We start from the raw sequence: 19,612 nt of genomic DNA, 5'->3' as shown, positions 1-19,612 counted from the left end.
ACGGCGGGCCGCGGCGGCTCAGCCGAGCCAGGCACCGGTGACCGCCTGTACGGCGGAGCCGTCGAGGTCGGCCAGTTTGATCGCGGCGAGATCGCGGGCCGCGGCGGAGGTCTGCACCCGGAACGGGGGCCGCTCGGCGTCGAGCACCTCCACCACCGTCGCCGCCGCCTCGTCCGCGCTCTGGGCCTGCGCGAAGAGCTGCGCGGTGGCACCCAGGTAGGACGTGAAGGCCGCCTCGTAGGGCCCCGCCCGCTCGACCAGACCGGGCACGGACGGCTCCAGACGGGTGACGAACTCGCTGGCCACCGGCCCCGGTTCGACCACGCTCACGCTCACGCCGGTGCGCGCGGCGACCGGCGCGAGCGACTCCAGGAACCCTTCGAGGGCGAACTTGGCCGCGCAGTACGCCTCGTTGAACGGCTGCCCGATCAGCCCGCCCAGGCTGGACACCGCGATCAGCCGCCCCCCGGCCGCCCGCAGATGGGGCAGCGCCACCCGGGTCAGCTCCACCGCGCCGAAGAAGTTCGTCTCCAGTACGGCCCGGAAGGCGTCCACACCTATCTGCTCGACGGTCCCGAGCTGTCCCACACCCGCGTTGCTGACGACCGCGTCCAGCCGGCCGTACCGCCCGATCACCTCGGCCACGGCGGCGGCGACGGACTCCGGCTCGGTCACGTCCAGCCGCACGATCCGCAGCCGGTCGCCCACCCCGGCGCCGTCGGCGGCGGCGCGCAGGGCGTCGGCGCGGTCCGGGTCGCGGAGGGTGGCGACGACCCGGCGACCGGAGACGGCGGCCCGGACCGCGGTGGCCAGGCCGATACCGGAGGAGGAGCCGGTGACAAGGACGGTACGGGGATCGGTCATGGGGTCCTCTTCCATGGGGCGGGGCGCGTTGACGGCACGGTGTCATCGCGTCCCGGGTGCGCCAACCCCTATGTTTCGGGACCCCTTCCCTACCTTTCCGCCTGTTCACGCCCACCGCTTGACACGGCGGCGCCGACCGGAGCGAGGCTGGGAGAACCAACGGTTGACCAAGCAGGAACAAGGAGTGTCAAGTGATCGTGATTACTTATCAGTCGGTGCTAGCTTGCGGCCATGAGACCGGTCTTTGACATCATCGCCCTGCGCAGCCTCGTGGCCGTCGCTGACGAGGGCGGATTCCGCCGGGCGGCCGAGTCCCTGACCCTGAGCCAGTCCGCGGTGAGCCAGCATGTGCGGCGGCTGGAGCGGACATTGGGCCGTCCCGTGGTGGAACGGACCGGTCGTACCACCCGGTTCACCGCGGCCGGGCACCTCCTGCTCGACGAGGCGCGCTGGATCCTGGACGTGCACGACGAGGCGGCCCGCCGACTCCTCGGCGCGGAGCCCACGACCGTGGTGATCGGGTCGGCGGAGCACGCGGCGGACCGGATCCTGCCCAGCATCGCCGCGGCGGTCCAGCGGTCGTTACCGAGTTGCCAGGTACGGTTCCGCGTCGACCGCTCGGCCCGGTTGGTCGAGGCCGTCGACCGCAGATCGGTGGATGTGGCGGTCTACGTCACCGAGGCGGTCGCGACGACGGGCACCCCGGTCGGCGGGCTGCCCCTGAAGTGGTACGCGGCGCCCGGCTGGACGCCCCCGCCCGCCCCGGCCCGGCTGCCCGTGGCGGCGATCGAGGAACCCTGCGCGGTACGCCGCCAGGCGCTGGACGTACTGTCGGCCCATGCCATCCCGGCGTCGGTGATCTGCGACGCCGGCTATCTGACCGGCGTGCTGGAGGCCACCCGCGCCGGTCTCGGTGTCTCCCTCCTCGCGGCCACCGCCCGCGGCTACGACGGCCTGGTCGAGTACCCCGCTCTCCCGCGCTCCCCGGCGATCCGGATGAGCGCCCACGCCCGCCCCGGTGCCGCCCCCGCCATGGTCGCGCATGTCATCGAGACGGTCCGCACCCTCCTCGGCGGCCTTGACACCCCGCCGCCCCCCACGCCCCGGGCCCAGGTCGTCGCCTGCACCGACCTCGGCACGGACGACCTCACCGACGCCCAGTGGAAGTCGGTCGAGCCGCTGCTCCCCGTCGGCGAGCGCGGCCCCTATCCCGACGGGCTGCGTGCCCAGTTCGACGGAGTGCTGTGGCGCTTTCGCACCGACAGCCCGTGGCGCACCATCCCCGCCCGGTACGGAGCCTGGCAGACCGTGCACCACCGCTTCCGGCAATGGGCGCGCACCGGCACGTTCGGCAGACTCCTGGAGATCCCGCTGCCCGGCTCCCAGGACGCCCACGCCCCCTGGACGGAGGCCCTGCGCAAGGCCGCCGAGGAGGAGCACCGGCTCCGCGGGACCCGCACGGGATCGCCGTCGCCCCACTGAGATCACCACTACGCTGGGTCCCCGCAGATCCGGCGTGGCATGGTTCGGGAGGCACCCCCCTTGAATGGCGTGGACGGCGTGGAGAGCGTGAACGGCGTGAACGGACCGGCGGACATCCCGGAATCACCCCAGGGGCACCAAAGGCGCCAAGAACCCCAGGAACACCAAGAACCCCAGGACTACTACGACCTCGGCACCCACACCCGCCCCGTCACCACCGCCTCCGCCGAGGCCCAGCGCTGGTTCGACCGCGGGCTGGTGTGGACGTACGGCTTCCACCACGAGGAAGCGGTCCGGTGCTTCGAGAAGGCGGCCGACGCCGACCCCGACTGCGCCATGGCCCACTGGGGCATCGCCTACGCGCTCGGCCCCAACTACAACAAGCCGTGGGACGCATTCGACGAGCAGGACCTCACCCGTACCGTCGAGCGCACCCACGCGGCCGTCGAACGCGCCCACGAGAAGGCGGCCGGAGCGACCCCGGTCGAGCGGGCGCTGATCGAGGCACTGCGCGCCCGCTACCCCCGGTCCGGCCCCGACGAGGACCTCTCGGTCTGGAACACCGCCTACGCGGACGGGATGCGCGCCGCCTACGCACTCGCCCCCGACGACCTCGACCTGGCCACGCTCCACGCCGACGCGCTGATGAGCCTGACCCCCTGGCAGCTGTGGGACCTGCGCACCGGCGAGCCCGCCGCGGGCGCCCGTACGACCGAGGCGAAGGCCGTGCTCGACCGGGCCCTCGCCACCCCCGCCGGGCGGGACCACCCGGGGGTGCTGCACCTCTACATCCATCTGATGGAGATGTCACCGGAACCCGAGTCCGCGCTGGCCGTCGCCGACCGGCTGCGCGGGCTGGTCCCCGACGCGGGGCACCTGGCCCACATGCCCTCCCACCTGGAGGTGCTGTGCGGCGACTACCGGCGGGTCGTGTCCGACAACAGCGTCGCGATCGCCGTGGACCGCAAGACCCTCGACCGGTCCGGGCCGATGAACTTCTACACCCTGTACCGCTGCCACAACCTCCACTTCAAGATCTACGGCGCGATGTTCCTCGGCAGCTCCGAGATCGCCCTGGACACGGCCGCCGAACTGGAGGCGGCCGTCCCGGAGGACCTGCTGCGGGTGGAGAGCCCGCCCATGGCCGACTGGCTGGAGGGGTTCCTGGCCATGCGGGTCCATGTGCTGATCCGCTTCGGCCGCTGGTCCGACATCCTGGAACTGTCGTTCCCCACCGACCAGGACCTCTACAGCACCACGACCGCGATGCTCCACTACGCCCGCGGCGTCGCCCTCTCCGCCACCGGCCGGATCGCCGAGGCCGAGGCGGAGCGCGAGCGGTTCCGCGCGGCCGTCGGACGGGTCCAGGAGACCCGCACGCTGTTCAACAACAGCTGTGTCGCCGTCCTCGCCATCGCCTCCGCCATGCTGGACGGTGAACTGGAGTACCGCAAAGGCGACTTCGACGCCGCGTTCGCCGCCCTGGAACGGTCGATCGAACTGGACGACACCCTGGAGTACGACGAGCCCTGGGGCTGGATGCAGCCCACCCGGCACGCGTACGGCGCCCTCCTCCTGGAGCAGGGCCGGGTCGCCGAGGCCGAGGCCGTCTACCGCGCCGACCTGGGCCTGGACGACACCCTGCCGCGCGCCCGCCAGCACCCCGGCAACGTCTGGGCCCTGCACGGCTTCCACGAATGCCTGGTCCGGCTGGGGCGTACGGCGCAGGCGCGGATCGTCGCCCAGCAGCTGAAGGTCGCCGTCGCGCTGGCGGACGTACCGGTGGAGTCGTCCTGCTTCTGCCGGCTGGAGACCGGGATCAAGAGCCACTGCTGCTGAGCGGACACCCCGCTCACCCCGGCGCGCCCACCGCCCTGGCCGCCGTCCCCCACGCCCCGCTCACGGCCCGGTGCGCCACCAGGGTCGCCCGCCCGGGGTCGGACGGCAGCCGTACCGGGGCACCCACGTGGACATGGAAGTGCGGGCGGCGCAGCGGGGCACTGACCGCCCCCGCGAGCTGCTTCGCCGTCGAACCGGAGGAGATCCGCCGGGCGCCCGCGTGACCGACCGGGACCACCAGCGCCCCGGAGCGGGCGGCCAGCCGGGCGAGTCCGGTGCGGAACGGCACCGGAGGGCCCGGCGCCGGGTCCGTGCGGTCCGGGAGCCCGCCCTCGCCGTAGATCAGCACATGCCGGCCGCTCGCCAGCGCCTCGGCGGCGAGATCCAGCGCCCGCGCGGCCCGCGCCGTGCGGCGGTGCACGGGGATGTGCCCCTCACGGGTCAGCGCCCGCCCCAGCACCGGTACCCGCCACAGTCCCGCCGTCGCCATCACGACAGGCTCCACGCCCAGCCGCCGCAGGGCCGCAAGCACCACCACCGGGTCCGCCATGGAGTCGTGGTTGGCCGCGAACACCGACCCGGCGGGCAGGGCCGTCACCGCCTCGCGGGTCACGGACAGCCGTCCGAGGACGGGGGCCAGGACAGCGGCGGCACGGCTCAGCACAGCGGACTCCTCGATCGCTCACGGACGTGCCGCCAGTGTCGGACGGCCCGGCCCCGGTGCCCTGAGCGCGGATACTCAGGACACCGGGGCCGCCGTACTCACCTCGGGCCGGTCAGCGGCTGCGTACCAGCAGATACAGGAAGTACGGCGTGCCGATGACGGCCGTCATCAGGCCCGCCCCAAGCTGGGCCGGGGCGATGACCGTACGGCCGAGCAGATCGGCGGCGCAGACCAGCAGGGCACCCAGCAGCACCGCCACCGGGACGACCCGGGTGTGCTGCCGGCCCACCAGGGCGCGGGCCGCGTGCGGGGCGACCAGACCGACGAAGCCGATCGTGCCGGCCGCCGCCACCGCCGTCGCGCTGAGCAGCACACTCAGCGCCAGCAGCCCGAGCCGGCCGCGCGACAGGTTCATCCCGAGCAGCCGGGGCGTGTCCTCGTCCAGGGACACGAGGTCCAGTTCCCGGCGCCGCACCACCGCGACCACCAGACCGACCAGCAGCACCCCGGCGATCGGCAGCACATCGGTCAGCGAGCGGCCGTACGTCGAACCCGACAGCCAGGTCAGCGCCTTCGCGGCGTTGAACGGGTCCGTCAGCACGATGACCAGGCTGATCAGGGCCGTCGTACCGGCCGACAGACCGATACCGACGAGGACCAGCCGGTTCTGCTGGAACCCGTCGCGCGCCGCGAGCCCGAAGACGACCACCGCGGCGAGGGCGGAGCCCGTGAAGGCCGCGCCCGCGATGCTCCACGAACCGGCCAGCGGAACGGTCGTCACCAGGACCACCGCGCCGAGCGCGGCACCGCCGGAGACCCCGAGGACACTGGGCTCGGCCAGCGGATTGCGGGTGACGGCCTGCACCAGCGTGCCCGACAGCGCGAGCGCCGCGCCCGCGAACAGGGCCGCCAGCACCCGGGGGACCCGGGTGTCCAGGACGAAGGACACGGTCTGACCCGCCCGGCCCTGCGCCCAGTTGACGACATCGCCGAGCAGCAGCTTGCTGTCCCCGAGCAGCACGGCGGTGACCGCCATGCCGATCAGCGCGACGGCGAGGACCGCCGTCACCACGAGGAAGGCCGTACGGCTGCGGATGCGCAGCCGGTCCTGGGCCGCGGCGCCGGAGGTGTCCCGCACCCGGGCCGCCAGCACGACCAGGAACAGGGCGCCGATGATGCTGGTGACGACACCGGTGGGCACGGACACCGCGGTGTCGCCCGACAGGAAGGCCCGCAGCAGCACATCGGAGCCCAGCACCAGGGCCGCGCCGACCAGGCCCGCGACGGGTACGCCCACCCGGGTGCGGAGCAGCCCCCGCGACCAGCGCGCGAGCCCGCGTACCAGGGCCGGGGCGCACAGGCCGACGAAGCCGATCGGCCCGGCGAGGGTGACCGCTGCGGTGGCGAGGAGCACCCCGAGCACGACCACGGTGATCCGGGTGGCGCGCACCGGGACGCCGAGCCCGCGGGCCGCGTCGTCGCCGAGCGCCAGCGCGTCCACTCGCCGGCCCGCCAGCAGCAGCCCGGCCAGCGCGACGAGGACGAGCGGCCCCATCTGGAGCACACCGTCGTAGCCGTTCTGCGCGATGCTGCCCTGGTTCCACTGGTAGAGGCCCTCGGTCTCCTGCGGGAACAGCAGCAGGAAGCCCTCGGTGATCGCGGTCAGTCCGAGCGCGAGCGCGGTGCCGGCCAGCACCAGCCGTACGGTTCCGGCGCCGAGCCCGGACAGGCCGAGCACGACGCCCGCCGCCGCGAGGCCGCCGAGGAAGGCGACGCCCGAGGACGCCAGCAGGGGCAGCGACACCCCGGTGACGGTGAACAGGGCCAGGGCGAAGTAGGCGCCCGCGTTGACCGCGAGCGTGTCGGGCGCGGCGAGCACATTGCGGCTGACGGCCTGGAGGGCGGCGCCCGCCATGCCGAGCGCGACACCGACGAGGAGGCCGGCGGTCATCCGCGGCAGCCGGGACTCGATGACCACGGACGCGTCGCCGGGGTCGGCCCGCCCGGTGAGCGCCTTGACCACCTCGGAGGCGCCGACCGCGGCCGTGCCCTGGGTGATGTCGACGACCGCCAGGACGGCGACCAGCAGGACGAGCCCGACCGTCACCGCGGCCGTGCCGGTCCGGGACACCAGGGTCGCCGGACCGGCGGCGGGGGTGGTGGCGGTGACCGCCATCGCGCTACTTCGACAGCGCGTCGACGACGGCGTCCACATACGCCGACATCGACGCCTGGCCGCCGAACATCCAGATGCCGTCGGGCAGCCGGTGCGCGGCACCGGACTTCACGAACGGCAGCGACTTCCACACCGCGTTGTCCTTCAGCTCATGGGCGAACGGGTCGCTGGCCGCGTCGTCCTTGTTGCCGATGTAGGCGAACTGGGCGTCCTTGCTCAGCTTGGTCAGGCCCTCCACGTCCGTGGAGGCGAGCCCGTAGTCCTTGTCGCCCTCGGCGGTCCAGGCGTTCTTCAGCCCGAGCCGCTCGTTGACCGTGCCGATCAGGGAGGTGCCGGTGTAGGGGCGCAGCGACACCTGGTTGGAGGTGACGTAGCCGTCGGCGAAGGCGATCTCGGTGCCGTCGAGCCCGGCGTCGGCGAGGGCCTTCCTGCCCTCCGCCAGCTTCGCGTCGAAGTCCTTCTTGACCTGCTCGGCCTGGTCGGTGGTGCCGGTGGCCTCGGCGATCAGGTCGAGGTTCTCGGTCATCTGGCCGATCTGGTCGGCCGAGTCGGCGGAGCGCACCTGGAGCACGGGGGCGACATCACGGAGCTGCTTGACCGCGGCGGCCGGCAGGTCCGTGGTGGTCACGATCACATCGGGCTTGAGCGAGGCGATGGTGTCCATGCTGGGCTCACCGCGCGTACCGATCTCCTTGGCACCGGTGAGAGGCGCCGACTGGTTCCAGATGCCGTAGCCCTTGACGTCGGAGACACCCACCGGCTGCACCCCCAGGGTGACGAGGTGCTCGACCACGTTCCACTCGGTGCCGACGACCCTCTTGGCGGGGCCGTCGAGCTTCACCTCCTTCCCGGAGGCGTCGGTGAGGGTGAGGGCGGCGGAGGACTTCTTGGCGCCGTCGGCGGCGGGCTCGGTGGTGCCGCAGGCGGTCAGGGCCAGTGCGCCGGTGGCGACGGCGCAGGCCGCGAGGAGGGTGTGGCGTCTCATGGGGTGGTGCTGAGCCTTTCGCTTCGGGTGTGGTGACGGCCGAGGGCGCGGGTGCGCAGCCGGCCGGTGAGGGGGTCGGTGTCGACCTCGATGCGGATGCCGTAGACCTCGCTCAGCCGCTCGGGGGTGAGGACGTCCTCGGGCAGTCCGTCGGCGACGATCCGACCGGCGGCGAGCAGCACGATGCGGTCGGCCACGGCCGCCGCCTGGTCGAGGTCGTGGAGGACGACACCGACCGCGATCCCGTGGTCGTCGGCCAGCTCGCGCATCAGGTCGAGCAGTTCGACCTGGTACCGCAGATCGAGATAGGTGGTGGGCTCGTCCAGGAGCAGTACCCCGGTCTCCTGGGCGAGACAGCCGGCCAGCCAGACCCGCTGGAGCTGGCCGCCGGAGAGATGCTCGGCACCGCGCTCGGCGAGTTCGGCGACCCCGGTCAGGGCGAGAGCCCGGTCCACGGCGGCCCGGCCACCGGGATCCGTTCCGCCCCACCGGCCCCGGTAGGGGTAGCGGCCGAACTCGACGACATCGCGCACGGTCAGTCCGCTGGGCGTGGGCCGCCCCTGGGTGAGCAGGGCGACATGGCGGGAGAAGGCACGGGGCGACAGCGCCAGCCCGTCGATCTCCCCGTCGATGACGACACCGGCGCGGCGGGCCCGCTGGAGCCGCGCGACCGTGCGCAACAGGGTCGACTTGCCGCTGCCGTTGGGGCCCACCAGGGCGGTCACCCGGCCGGGCCGCAGCGTGATCGCCGCGTCGTGCACGACATCGACACCGTCGTACGCCACCGTCACCGCGGTGGCCGACAGCTCATGGCCGCGCAGGCTCGGCCGCTCTTCACCAGTACTCACGGACTGAAGGTTAGCCTAGCCTAAGCTGCGGTCCCAGCCCTGGGGGAAGGCTGTGACCAGGGACTCTGTCCACGGGGCGGGCACACTCATCGCTCCCGAGTCCAACTGGTGTGCGATATCCGGGAGTTGGACGCCCGCGGAAGAGCCGGCCCCGAAGGGCGTGCTGCCGGTGATCTCGCGGTGATCTTCCGGTGATCTTCGTGCGATGACTGGATTCGGTGACGCGGGGATCCATAGGATGTACAGCCAGTAAGGTCACAGCGAGGCCAGGTGACTGGCGTGGCGCGGAGCTGGGGGATCGATGAGCACGGGTAAGAAACTGTCCACGGAGATCGACGCCAACGTTCCCACGGCCGCCCGTATGTACGACTACTACATCGGCGGGAAGGACAACTACGCCGCCGACCGCGCGGCCTGCGAGGAGCTGGACAAGGTCGTCCCCAGCACCCGCCGCCTCGCGGTCAACAACCGCCGCTTCCTCCAGCGGGTGGTGAAGACCCTCGCCGAGGAGTTCGAGGTCCGGCAGTTCCTGGACCACGGCTCAGGTCTGCCCACCCAGAACAACGTCCACCAGGTCGCCCAGCGCTTCGACCCCACCTCCCGTGTGGTGTACGTCGACAACGACCCGATGGTGCTGGTGCACGGCCGCGCGCTGCTGGAGCAGGACGAGCGCACCGCGGTCATCCACGCCGACATGCGCAGCACCGACGAGATATTCGGGCACGCCGACACCACCCGGCTCATCGACTTCTCGGAGCCGGTGGCCGTCCTGTTCAACTCGGTCTTCCACTGCATACCCGACGACGCGAACGACGGACCGGCGGCCGTGGTCGAGCGGGTCAAGCAGCGACTCGCCCCCGGCAGCTTCCTGGTGATGTGCCAGCTGGTCAGCGAGGACGCCGAGGTCCGTGCCTTCGTCACCGACTTCATGAACCAGGCGACCCAGGGGCACTGGGGCCGGGTGCGGGAGCCGAAGGACGTCGCCGCGCTGTTCGACGGGCTGGAGATCATCCCGCCGGGCCTGGTGGAGGTCTCCACCTGGCGGCCGGACTCCGAGGTGGCGCCGCGCCAGCTCACCCACGAGTGGATCGAGTTCGGCGGCCTCGGCCGGCTGTCCTGACGATCGAACACCGAGGCCGCCCCGTCTGTCTCCGGCGGGGCGGCCTCGTCGTGGGCGGTCAGGGGCGCGGATGACGGCTTCCCGTGGTCATGGCCCCGGGTAGCGCTGCTCCATCGTCGTGCGCAGCAGGTCCAGTGACGCGCGCGGGGTGAGCGCGTCGTCGGCCAGCCGGTCCAGGGTGAGCCGGTACTCCTCCGTCTCGTCCCGGTCCTCCAGGAAGTTCGCGCTCTTGATGTGCTCCAGATAGACGATGTCCGGCAGATCGAGTCCGCCGAAGCGCAGATAGGTGATCGGGATGACCGGCGCCGAGGCGTTGGTGACGTCCAGCGGAACCACCTGGACGGTGATGTGCGGACGCTGGGCCATGGTGATCAGATGGTCGAGCTGCTCGCGCATCACCGTGCGGTCGCCCAGGACCCGTAGCAGCACCGACTCGTCCAGCACCGCCCACAGCCGGGGCGGGTCGGCCCGCTCCAGCAACTGGGCTCTCCGGGTGCGCAGTTCGATCCGGCGCCGCACCTCGGTCTCCGGCGCCACCGGCAGTCCGCGGCGCACGACCGCCTCGGTGTAGCCCGGGGTCTGGAGCAGTCCGGGCACATACTGGATCTCGAAGGTGCGGATCGCGGCGGCGGCCTCCTGGAGCCCCACCAGCCGGTCGAACCATTCGGGCATCAGCCGCTTGTCGTAGCGCTGCCACCAGCCGGGCTGACCAGCCCGCCGCAGCAGTTCGAGCAGGACCGAGGTCTCGTACTCCTCCACCTCGTAGTGCTTGAGGAGGGCGTGGACATCGGCCTCGGCGGGCGGCTTGCGGCCCTTGCCCGCCTCGATCCTGGACAACTTCGCCGGGCTGAAGCCCAGCGCTCGCGCGGCCTGGTCCTGGGTGAGGCCGAAGTCCTCGCGCAGACCGGCGAGTTGAACCCCGACCAGCATCTTCAGCAGGGTCGGCGCGGGCTCCGCCCGGTCCAGATACGGTTGGAGGCGGGACACGCGCTGAGCATCGGCGGACATCCTGACTCCCGGAAGACAGCAGAAGGGACATCGACACTATCGCACCTCATGGGGCGCGCGCCGCCATGTTCGGCCAGATTCAGCTGAGTTGGCGACGTCGGCCCGCCCCGGCACGGCGAGACGGGCCGACGGCTGTTTCAGGCCAGATGATCGAACTCCCCGTCCTTCGCGCCGGCGAGGAACGCGGCCATCTCGGCCGGTGTGTAGACGAGCGCGGGCCCGTCCGGGAACCGTGAGTTGCGCATCGCCACCCCTCCGTCGGCGGTGGGGGCGACCTCGACGCAGTTGCCCTCGGCGTTGCTGTGGCGGCTCTTGATCCAGTGAACGTCCAGGGAGCTGGCCCGGACTCCGTTCTGCGGTGACGGCACGGCGATCTCCTTGCGTGTTCAAGTTCGGCGTCGTACCCGAAAATTATTGCGCAATTTCGCGTGCAATTGCACGCTTGGGCTGACAGTGTGGATAATAGCTGCGGCGTCAACCCCCGGGAAGACGCCGGATCATGACAGTGCATCAGTGCATCAGTGCATCAGTGCATCAGGGAGAAGCCGAGCCGTCCGCCAGGTCCGGGACGTACCGCCTCGGACAGGTCGGGCGAGGCACCTCCCCTTTCCCGCGACTCTCCACCGACCCACTCGACTCCATCGACTCGACCGCTGCGGAAGGGCCCCACGCCATGCGCACCGCTTCGACACCCCAGCCGAACACCGAGCGCGCAGAGCACGAACCGCTGACCGCGGGAGCGAACCGCCCCGACCCGCTCAGCTCGATGGGCGAGGTGCCCTGGGGCACGATCAAGGACTCCACCGGCAGCGCCGCCGGTGTCCCGACCCTGCTCACCAGGGTCGCCTGGGGCAACCCGGACACCGCCGGCGCCGCCCTCGACGAACTGCGTGACCGGGTCTGCCAGTACGGCTTCGTGGTCCACCAGGCGACCGCCGTGGTGGTCCCGTACCTGTGGGAGCTGGCCCAGCTGCCGCATGTGACCTGCCGGCCGCAGATCATCCGGCTGCTCGCCGCCGTCGCCGCCGCCCGGCAGTGGGAGACCACGGCGGCGGCCTACCCGAAGCTCCTCAACCACCGCGAGAACCATGTGGCCTGGGAGCGTTCCGCCCGCCAGGCGGTCCGCGCCCGGCGCGGCGCTGTCCGCGCCCTGCTGGGCGAGCGGGACCCCGAGATCACCCGCGCGGCGGTCGAACTCGCCCGCGCGCTGGGGGAGTAGGGCCCGGGGTCAGAGCCGCTTCGCGTCGCCCACCGCTTCCGCGAGGCGTTCGAGGACCGGCGCGAAACCGGCGTGGCTGAACCGCTCCTCCATCGACCAGGTGGTGAGCTGACCGGCCTTCACGGCGGGCAGTTCGCGCCAGGTCGCCTTCTCCTCCAGCTGCTTCAGCGACAGGGACGTGGAGCGATGGTCGACCATGACCAGATCGGCGTGGTACTTGTTCGCGTTCTCCCAGCTGAGGAACTCCCAGAAACCCCACTCGTCGCTCTTCTTGCCCTCGACGAACTCGACGCCGAGATCCTTGAAGAACGTGAGGTCGCTGTAGGAGTCGGGGACGGCGACATAGAAGTTCTCGGTGTCGCCCGTCACCGCCATCACCTTCAGCCCGCCGTTGTCCCGCGCCGCGGCGCGTACGGTCTCGGCCGCCTTCTCGAAACGGGCCTCGGCGTCGGTGACCTTCTTCGCGCTCAGGTCAGCGCCCAGCGACTCGGCCAGCGCGGCGGTGCGGCGCAGCGGCTCCAGCAGCGAGGTGCGGGCGATGTCGATGCCGACCGTGGGGGCGAGGGCCTCGATCTTCTCGCTGCTCTCGGCCGGGACGTACCAGAGGTCCGGCGCCGGGAACATATTGCTGACCAGCAGGTCGGGCCGTAGGGCCGCGTACTTCTCCAGGTTGAACTGGCCCCACGCCGTGCCCAGGCTGGTCAGCTCGCCGACGTCCAGATCGCCCGCCTGCGGGTTGGGCCTGCCGTCGATCGGGGCGCTCGGGCCGAACACCCCGGTGCACTCCACGCCGTAGTCGTACAGGGCGGCGGCCGTGCTGACGTAGGCCACGATCCGCTGCGGGCGGTCGTCCGCGCGCACGGTGCGGCCCCGGTCGTCCTTGAAGGACCAGGCCCCGCCGCCCTCCTCCGACGAGGAGCCGGCCCCGTCCTTCGTCCCGCCGTCGCCGCACGCCGCGAGCAGCGGGGCCAGCGCGAGCGCGCCGCCGGCCGCGAGGAGCCTGCGGCGGGACGGGCCCTCGACGGCCGTGAGGGAGGGGCGCGGCAGTGGCATGGCGGGGCTCTTTCAGGTGCGGGTGGGGCGCGGACGGTGGGGAACCGGCCATCTCTGACCCCATGGGGAGGTAAGGCTAACCTAAGTTCCATGGGGTCCTCGGGTCAACCGGACGGCGGACCCCGGGGTCCTCGGGGACGCGGCGACCGGCCGCCCGCCGGGCTCAGCGCACGCGCAGGGCGTCGGCCAGCGCCACCGCCTCGGGGGCGAGCCCGCGCTCCCCGTCGGAGATGTCCCACAGGGCGTTCTGGAGCAGCCGTCCCAGCGTCCAGCCCGTCGCCCGCTGCCGCTCCAGGCCCAGTGTCTCCGTGAGCAGATCGAAGCGGCGGCGCACGATCCGCCGGGTGTCGTGCGCGACCACGTCGTCCCAGCGGCTGTCCAGGGCGGGCCAGAGGTCGAACCCCGGGTCGCCCGCGAGCGGTTCGGGGTCGATGGCGAGCCACGGTTCGCGATCGGCGGCGAGGACGTTCTCGTAGTGCAGGTCCCAGTGCAGGAGCCGGTCACCGGGCTCGTCGACCAGTTCGGCCACGGCCGCCGCCCAGTCGGCCAGCCGGCGGCGGTCGGCGGGGTCGGTCAGCTCCCGCAGCGCGTCGGGGACCCGGTCCAGCATCTCCCGGGCGATCGTGCCGAGGTCGCGCAGCCCGGCGGGCGCGGGCCGGGAGACCAGCCGGGCCTGCACCTCGGCGAGGATCCGCACGGCCGTGTCGTCGTCCTCCACGGTCGCGAGGGTACGGCCGTCGTGGAGCCGCTCCAGGAGCATGGTGTCGGTCTCCGGGTCGTGATCGAGCAGCCGGACCGCCCCCGCGCCGTCCCAGGCGCGCAGCCCGACGAGCGCGGCCGTCACCTCCTCCCGGGGCAGTTGGAGCTTGAGCATCGCGCCCGTGCCGTCGGCCCGCAGCACGGGCAGCACGAGGGACGCCTCACCCGCCCCCGGCTCCCCGTCCCGCCGTAGCTCCCAGCGGTCCAGCGACCGGGCGACCAGCTCCGGGAGCCCGGCGATCCAGGCCGTGCCCGGCTCCCCGAAGGCTCTGGCGTACGACCGTGCCAGCGAGGCGGGGACATCGAGCGGCTGTGCGTGATCCATACGGCGGTGTTCCTCATACGTCGCGGGAGCTGTCGGTCGAACGCCATGTGAGCACGAGTGATCGCCGATGTCACCCGGGTTTCGCCCCGCCCCGCCCCGGCACGGTCCCGCCCCGGCACGGTCCCCGCCCCGTCGGTTGCGCTCCGGGCGCGGGGCGCGCGCGACCTGTGACCGCCGTCCCTATGACTTCAGATACCTGAGGACCGCCAGGATCCGCCGGCTGTAGCCGGTGGTGCGGGACAGCTCCAGCTTGTCGAAGATCGCGTTGAGGTACTTCTCCACCGAGCTGAGCGAGAGGTGCAGCTTCTGCGCGATCGCCGTGTTGGTGTGGCCCTGCGCCAGGGTTTCCAGCACGCTGCGCTCGCGGGGTGTGAGACGGGTCAGCGGATCGGTGTGCGTCGTGCGGACGACCAGTTGCCGCACCACCTCGGGGTCGATGGCGGCGCCGCCCGCCTGGACCCGTTCCAGCGCGTCCAGGAACTCCTCCACCTGGGCGACCCGGTCCTTGAGGAGGTACCCCACCCGTTCCGCGCCGGCGGCCAGCAGTTGCACCGCGTAGGTGCGCTCGATGTGCTGGGACAGCACCAGCACGCCGACCTCCGGCCACCGCTCGCGGATCTCCAGCGCCGCGCGCAGCCCTTCGTCGGTGTGGGTGGGAGGCATCCGGATGTCGAGGACGACGACGTCGGGCCGCCGCGAGGCCATCTCCTCCAGCAGGGGACCGGCGTCGCCGAACGCGCCCAGGACCTCGTGCCCCTCCTCCAGGAGGAGCCGGACCAGCCCTTCGCGCAGCAGAGTCGAGTCCTCGGCGATCATCAGGCGCACGGCAGCTCCGCGGTGATGGTGGTGGGTCCCCCGTCGGGGCTGTCGACGCGCAGGACGCCGTCGAGCGCGGCCGTCCTGCTGCGCAGTCCGCTCAGTCCGCCGCCCGCGGGGTTCGCGCCGCCCCTGCCGTTGTCCCGGACCCGCACGGTGAGCACGGTGCCGCGCAGCGCCACCCGTACGGAGACCGCCGTGGCGCGGGAGTGCTTGGCCGCGTTGGTCACGGACTCCGACACCACGAAGTACGCCGCGGTCTCCACCGGTTGCGGGAGCGGCCCACCCACGTCGAACTCCGTGCGGACGGGGATGCCGCACCGTTCGGACACCCCGCCCAGCGCTTCCTTCAGGCCCAGACTGTCCAGCGCCGAGGGATAGACGCGCCAGGTCACCTCCCGCAGTTCCGCGAGGAGGTCCCGGGCCTCCTCGTGCGCCTGGCGCAGCAGGGCGTCCCCCTGACCGGGGCCGCGTCCCCTGCGGGCCCGGCCGAGCAGCATGCCCAACGCCACCAGCCGCTGCTGGATTCCGTCGTGGAGGTCCCGCTCGATGCGCCGGCGTTCGGCGTCCACGGCCTGCACGACCGCCGCCCGGCTGGTGGCCAGTTCGTGGATCCGCCGCTGGAGAAGTTCCCGTTCGGAGGGGCCGAAGCAGGCGCGGGCGATGCGCGCGTCCAGGGCGGCCAGCGAGTGGAGCCCCTGGAGGTCGAGGAAGAGCAGTACACCGCCGAGGAGGATCTGGGTGAGCAGCTCGTCCCAGCGCATGCTGCCCTCGGCCAGTCTCCGCACGACCAGTGCCGCCAGGACGATCCCGGCCCCCAGGAACGCGAGCACGACGGCGCAGAGCAGTCCGCTGTAGCTGCGGACGGCCAGATAGCGAAGGATCTTCCGGTCGGACGCCTGGTAGCGCTCGGGGAAGCGGTCGCCGAAGAAGACGGCCCGGCGCATCCCCTCCAGGGTCGCCAGCCGGCGGGCTCCGGTCATGACGATGCCGAGGGCACCGGCCCGGGTGAGCGGCCACAGCAGGAAGGGGCCGAGGGCGATGCCGGCCACGAGGAAGTAGAGGAGTTCGAGCAGGGCCGTGACGCAGCCGAGGAACGTCCCGGCACTCCGACGCGGCCAGGGGGCCGACGGGACCGCGGCGGCATCGGCTCCGCCGGAGTCGCCCCGACCCGGCGGGCCCGGCAGGTGACGGGCGTCGATACCTGCGGAGTCCCCCTGCACGAGGGCCGATGGTAGTGGGGCCGCACAGCCGGAGCAAGATCGTTGAGGCGGGGGGCGGGACGGGTCGGCGTGGTGGCCGTGGGTCATGAGGCGCGGCGGTGCTGGGCCCGCTCGCGGCCCTTCAGCCGTAGCACGACGTAGGCCGCGACGGCGACGACCACCAGGACCAGTACCGCCTTGGAGACAATCCCGACGTACCCTTCCACGACCTCCCAGCGGTCGCCCAGCCAGTAACCGGCCATCACCAGGACCGCGTTCCAGATCAGACTGCCGAGCGTGGTCAGCAGGACGAACAGGGGCAGGGGCATCCGCTCCACCCCGGCGGGGACGGAGATGAGGCTGCGGAAGATCGGCACCATGCGGCCGAGGAAGACCGCCTTGGTGCCGTGCTGCGCGAACCACCGCTCCGTGCGCTCCAGGTCGGACGCCTTCACCAGCGGCAGCCTCGCCCAGATGGCGTGCATGCGCGCACGGCCGAAGAGCAGGCCGAGCCAGTAGAGGACCACGGCTCCCACGACCGAGCCGAGCGTCGTCCAGAACAGGGCCGAGGCCAGGGTGAGCGCGCCCTGCGCGGCGGCGAACCCGGTCAGCGGCAGGATCACCTCGCTCGGCAGCGGCGGGAAGAGGTTCTCCAGCGCGATGGCCAGGCCGGCCCCGGGACCGCCCAGGGTGTCGACGAGATCCGCGGCCCAGCCCGCGATGCCGTCGGCGGGTTCCTGCGGCAGGGCCAAGGACGTGAGGTGCATCTGAAGCTCCCGGTCGGCGGTACGGCCGGGGCAGGCGCCCCGGCTGCCCTCCACGCTAGGAATCGCAGCTCACCGCCGGTACGCGGATTGCCGTCGGGTCGGGTGGTGTACTCCGCACCTCTCACCCTGCGGGAAACCGCACCCCTCACCCTGCGGGAAACCGCACCCCCGCGGACCGGGCGCGGCGCGCGGGAGCGCCGGTGCGGCCGGGGCGTCCCGAAGGGCGGTCGGCGGACCGTAGCTCCACCAGGAACGCCTCCGCCCCGGCCACCCGTACCCGCTGCACATGGGTGGGTGTCAGCCCCAGCCCCACCCCTGCGGCCAGCTCCCCGGGCCCGGGCAGCAGGAGTACGGCGGTCCCGTCGGGGGCGAGGACCCGGCGCAGCTCCCGCCACCAGCGGTCCGGCGCGGCGGCGAGCGCGCCCCCGGCCCGGACCTGGCCGCCCCACGGCGGATTGCACAGCACCCGGTCCACACTCGCGTCCGGCAGCGGCACCCGGCCCGCGTCACCCCGCTCCACCTCCACCGGCAGGCCCCGGGTGTTGGCGCGGGCCGCCCGCACGGCGTCCCCGGACAGGTCGAGGCCGAGGAAGCGGGCGTCCGGCCGGATCAGCGCGCCCTCCGCGAGGAGTGTCCCGGCACCGCAGCACGGGTCGAGGACGACGGCGCCGGGCCGTAGCTCCGCCCGTGCGGCCATCGCCGCCGCCACCGGCGGATGCAGGGTGCCCGGCACGGTCCGCCCCTTGTACGCGCGGCGGTGCAGGGGCCGTTCGTGGGCGCGGGGCATGAGGGTGGCGTCGGTGCCGTCCAGGGTCAGCCGCCAGCTCCAGTGACCGGGCGGGGCCGGCTCGCCCGAGCGCCGGGAGTGGTAGGGCACACCGAGCCGCCGGGCCAGCGCCCCGCCGACCGTGTCCTCGGCGTCGTAGCGGTTGAAGGCGCGGCGGCCGAGGAACGACGCCGACACGTCGACGCCGGTGAGGTCCGCGGACGGGGCCGCCCGGCGGCGCAGCCGCAGCAGGGTGTCCGGGTCCGCCCGGGTGACGAGGTCGGTGAGGGCGCCGAGGGCCTCCCGCGCGGGGCCGATGTCGGGGCGGCGGGCCGCGAGCAGGAAGACGTCGTCGGCCGTGCGCAGGAACGGCATGGAGCCGGAGGTGACGAAGTGGATCTCGCGATGGCCGAGGCCGGTGACGGCGGCGGAGTCCGGGGCCGCGGGGTCCTGGGTGCTCAGGGCGAGGATCTCGGCGGCGACCGCGGACTCCAGTCCGCGGACACAGCGCGCCACGAGGGGCGTGTGCATGATGAAGGGTTCTCTTCCACGTCAGCGCCCGGGGCAGCACCTCGCTGCCCCGCGTCGTCGGCGACGGGGGCTCCTCGCTTCGCCGACGGGGGCTAGTGGAGGGGGAAGAAGAACGTCATGCGGGGGAGTGTAGGCGGGACGCGGGGCGGGCGCCGGTCGATTTCCGTGGGGTCCTGTGCGGACCGCCGGGCCCGCCCGCCGCATCCCGTCCGTCAGGCGAGTCCCTCGAAGTACGCCTGCTGCGCGGGGTGGTAGTCGGCGAAGTCGGGCAGCGGGGCGCCCGTGCGGGAGGCGGTGAGCAGGTCCAGGTAGTACTCCCAGCCGGGGCCCGTGGAGCCGAGCAGGTCGGTGGAGGTGAGGTGGTGGATCAGTTGAAGCTCGGTGACGCCGTCCGTCTCGGTCAGCCGCAGTTCCATCGGCCAGTCGCCCGCCTCGTCCTTCGCGGTGACGGCGAGCCGGTGCGGGGGTTCGCAGGCGTCGATGGTGAGCGGCGACCAGTTTGTCGACTCCTCGAACGACATCCGTACCTCGACGGTCCGGCCGGGCCCCGGCTCGCCCCGCCACGGCCCGAACCAGCGGGCGGTGCGCTCGGACTCGGTGACGCTCGCCCACACGTCCTCGACGGGGGCGCGGTAGGTGCGGGTGAGGATCAGATCGTGTCCGGCCGGGGTGGGCACCAGCCGTCCGGTGGGCTCGGGTGTGGTCATGCCGTGTCCTTCCTCTGGTGGGGCGCGGCGCCGGTCGTCCCGGGGGTGCCGGCGGCCGGGGAGTCCCGGCGTTCCCTGCGGGTGCGGTGGACCTCGGTGTCGAGCGCGTCCAGCCGCTGGAGCCAGTCGGCCCCGCCGCCCTCGAACCGGGCCAGCCAGGCCGCGAGCGCGACCAGGCCGGCGGCGACGAGGGAGTAGCGGCGGTGGCGGCCGAGCCGCTCGTCGCGGACCAGGCCGCTCTCGCGCAGCACCCGCAGATGCCGGCTGACCGCCGGGCGCGTGATGGTGAACCGCTCGGCGATCTCGCCCGCGGTGAGTGGGGCGTGACGGAGCATCACCAGGATCTCCCGGCGTACCGGGTCGGCGATGGCCTCGGCCACGTCGGACAGGTCGTCCATGGCAGAAGCGTAACCCATGGGTTACGCATGAGAGGGGCCGGTGAGGAGAACGGTGATCCATCTGTGATCCGGCGGCCGGGGTG

The 19,612-nt window shown here is 72.8% G+C and carries 19 protein-coding genes; 4 read left to right on the top strand and 15 right to left on the bottom strand.

Features of this window, described 5'->3' with window-relative positions; genetic code table 11:
• Positions 1-18: 18 nt before the first annotated feature.
• Entirely contained in the window at positions 19-864 is an 846-nt protein-coding gene (locus ACIQNG_RS21875; RefSeq protein ID WP_401487067.1) for an SDR family oxidoreductase, read from the bottom strand.
• A gap of 231 nt (positions 865-1,095) precedes the next feature.
• Here ACIQNG_RS21875 and ACIQNG_RS21870 point away from each other — a divergent pair, with 231 nt between their 5' ends.
• Together ACIQNG_RS21870 and ACIQNG_RS21865 are read left to right on the top strand one after the other, a co-directional pair.
• Complete coding sequence (locus ACIQNG_RS21870; protein WP_401434688.1) at positions 1,096-2,346, top strand: transposase; 1,251 nt, start codon at positions 1,096-1,098, stop codon at positions 2,344-2,346.
• A gap of 114 nt (positions 2,347-2,460) precedes the next feature.
• Positions 2,461-4,185 carry a hypothetical protein gene (locus ACIQNG_RS21865; RefSeq protein ID WP_401487171.1) on the top strand — a complete coding sequence of 575 codons (1,725 nt, stop codon included), beginning with the start codon at positions 2,461-2,463 and terminating at the stop codon, positions 4,183-4,185.
• A 13-nt stretch (positions 4,186-4,198) separates the two neighbouring features.
• Here the strand turns inward: ACIQNG_RS21865 and ACIQNG_RS21860 are convergent, their stop codons facing one another.
• The 4 genes from ACIQNG_RS21860 to ACIQNG_RS21845 form a co-directional block, all read right to left on the bottom strand.
• The gene (locus tag ACIQNG_RS21860; RefSeq protein ID WP_401487065.1) at positions 4,199-4,849 is read right to left on the bottom strand and encodes a lysophospholipid acyltransferase family protein; all 651 of its coding nucleotides are present in this window, start codon (positions 4,847-4,849) and stop codon (positions 4,199-4,201) included.
• Positions 4,850-4,961: 112 nt separating this feature from the next.
• A complete protein-coding gene (locus ACIQNG_RS21855) occupies positions 4,962-7,025 on the bottom strand; it encodes an iron ABC transporter permease (RefSeq protein WP_401487063.1) in 2,064 nt (687 codons plus the stop codon).
• A 4-nt stretch (positions 7,026-7,029) separates the two neighbouring features.
• A complete protein-coding gene (locus ACIQNG_RS21850; protein WP_401487061.1) occupies positions 7,030-8,010 on the bottom strand; it encodes an ABC transporter substrate-binding protein in 981 nt (326 codons plus the stop codon).
• A complete protein-coding gene (locus ACIQNG_RS21845) occupies positions 8,007-8,858 on the bottom strand; it encodes an ABC transporter ATP-binding protein (RefSeq protein ID WP_401487059.1) in 852 nt (283 codons plus the stop codon). Before ACIQNG_RS21845 ends, ACIQNG_RS21850 begins: the two co-directional genes overlap by 4 nt.
• Positions 8,859-9,159: 301 nt before the next feature.
• Here ACIQNG_RS21845 and ACIQNG_RS21840 point away from each other — a divergent pair, with 301 nt between their 5' ends.
• The gene (locus ACIQNG_RS21840; protein WP_401434701.1) at positions 9,160-9,978 is read left to right on the top strand and encodes an SAM-dependent methyltransferase; all 819 of its coding nucleotides are present in this window, start codon (positions 9,160-9,162) and stop codon (positions 9,976-9,978) included.
• Positions 9,979-10,065: 87 nt separating this feature from the next.
• On the opposite strand, the gene ACIQNG_RS21835 is transcribed toward ACIQNG_RS21840, so the two are convergent.
• A complete protein-coding gene (locus tag ACIQNG_RS21835) occupies positions 10,066-10,986 on the bottom strand; it encodes a helix-turn-helix domain-containing protein (RefSeq protein WP_401434704.1) in 921 nt (306 codons plus the stop codon).
• 137 nt (positions 10,987-11,123) lie between these two features.
• Positions 11,124-11,354, bottom strand: a complete 231-nt coding sequence (locus ACIQNG_RS21830) for a DUF397 domain-containing protein (RefSeq protein ID WP_401434706.1) — start codon at positions 11,352-11,354, stop codon at positions 11,124-11,126.
• 305 nt (positions 11,355-11,659) lie between these two features.
• Between ACIQNG_RS21830 and ACIQNG_RS21825 the strand changes: the two genes are divergently transcribed.
• Positions 11,660-12,205, top strand: a complete 546-nt coding sequence (locus tag ACIQNG_RS21825) for a hypothetical protein (RefSeq protein ID WP_401487056.1) — start codon at positions 11,660-11,662, stop codon at positions 12,203-12,205.
• Positions 12,206-12,214: 9 nt separating this feature from the next.
• Here the strand turns inward: ACIQNG_RS21825 and ACIQNG_RS21820 are convergent, their stop codons facing one another.
• From ACIQNG_RS21820 to ACIQNG_RS21785, 8 genes are all read right to left on the bottom strand, one after another.
• A complete protein-coding gene (locus ACIQNG_RS21820; RefSeq protein ID WP_401487054.1) occupies positions 12,215-13,258 on the bottom strand; it encodes an ABC transporter substrate-binding protein in 1,044 nt (347 codons plus the stop codon).
• A 163-nt stretch (positions 13,259-13,421) separates the two neighbouring features.
• Positions 13,422-14,342 (bottom strand): aminoglycoside phosphotransferase family protein, encoded by a 921-nt coding sequence (locus ACIQNG_RS21815; protein ID WP_401487052.1) that lies wholly within the window; start codon positions 14,340-14,342, stop codon positions 13,422-13,424.
• Between the two features lie 180 nt (positions 14,343-14,522).
• The gene (locus ACIQNG_RS21810) at positions 14,523-15,158 is read right to left on the bottom strand and encodes a response regulator (RefSeq protein WP_401487169.1); all 636 of its coding nucleotides are present in this window, start codon (positions 15,156-15,158) and stop codon (positions 14,523-14,525) included.
• Positions 15,158-16,381 carry a sensor histidine kinase gene (locus ACIQNG_RS21805; protein WP_401487050.1) on the bottom strand — a complete coding sequence of 408 codons (1,224 nt, stop codon included), beginning with the start codon at positions 16,379-16,381 and terminating at the stop codon, positions 15,158-15,160. Before ACIQNG_RS21805 ends, ACIQNG_RS21810 begins: the two co-directional genes overlap by 1 nt.
• 83 nt (positions 16,382-16,464) lie before the next feature.
• The gene (locus tag ACIQNG_RS21800) at positions 16,465-17,127 is read right to left on the bottom strand and encodes a DedA family protein (protein WP_401487048.1); all 663 of its coding nucleotides are present in this window, start codon (positions 17,125-17,127) and stop codon (positions 16,465-16,467) included.
• 145 nt (positions 17,128-17,272) lie between these two features.
• Positions 17,273-18,424 carry a methyltransferase domain-containing protein gene (locus ACIQNG_RS21795; RefSeq protein WP_401487046.1) on the bottom strand — a complete coding sequence of 384 codons (1,152 nt, stop codon included), beginning with the start codon at positions 18,422-18,424 and terminating at the stop codon, positions 17,273-17,275.
• A 212-nt stretch (positions 18,425-18,636) separates the two neighbouring features.
• A complete protein-coding gene (locus ACIQNG_RS21790; protein ID WP_401434722.1) occupies positions 18,637-19,131 on the bottom strand; it encodes an SRPBCC family protein in 495 nt (164 codons plus the stop codon).
• Positions 19,128-19,529, bottom strand: coding sequence for a metalloregulator ArsR/SmtB family transcription factor (locus tag ACIQNG_RS21785; RefSeq protein WP_401487043.1), 402 nt, complete (start codon positions 19,527-19,529; stop codon positions 19,128-19,130). The genes ACIQNG_RS21790 and ACIQNG_RS21785 overlap by 4 nt, the downstream gene beginning before the upstream one ends.
• Between the last annotated feature and the right edge of the window lie 83 nt (positions 19,530-19,612).

This window comes from Streptomyces sp. NPDC091377, from assembly GCF_044757045.1.
Taxonomy (GTDB): Bacteria; Actinomycetota; Actinomycetes; order Streptomycetales; family Streptomycetaceae; genus Streptomyces.
This window is presented reverse-complemented; position numbering and strand designations above follow the sequence as displayed.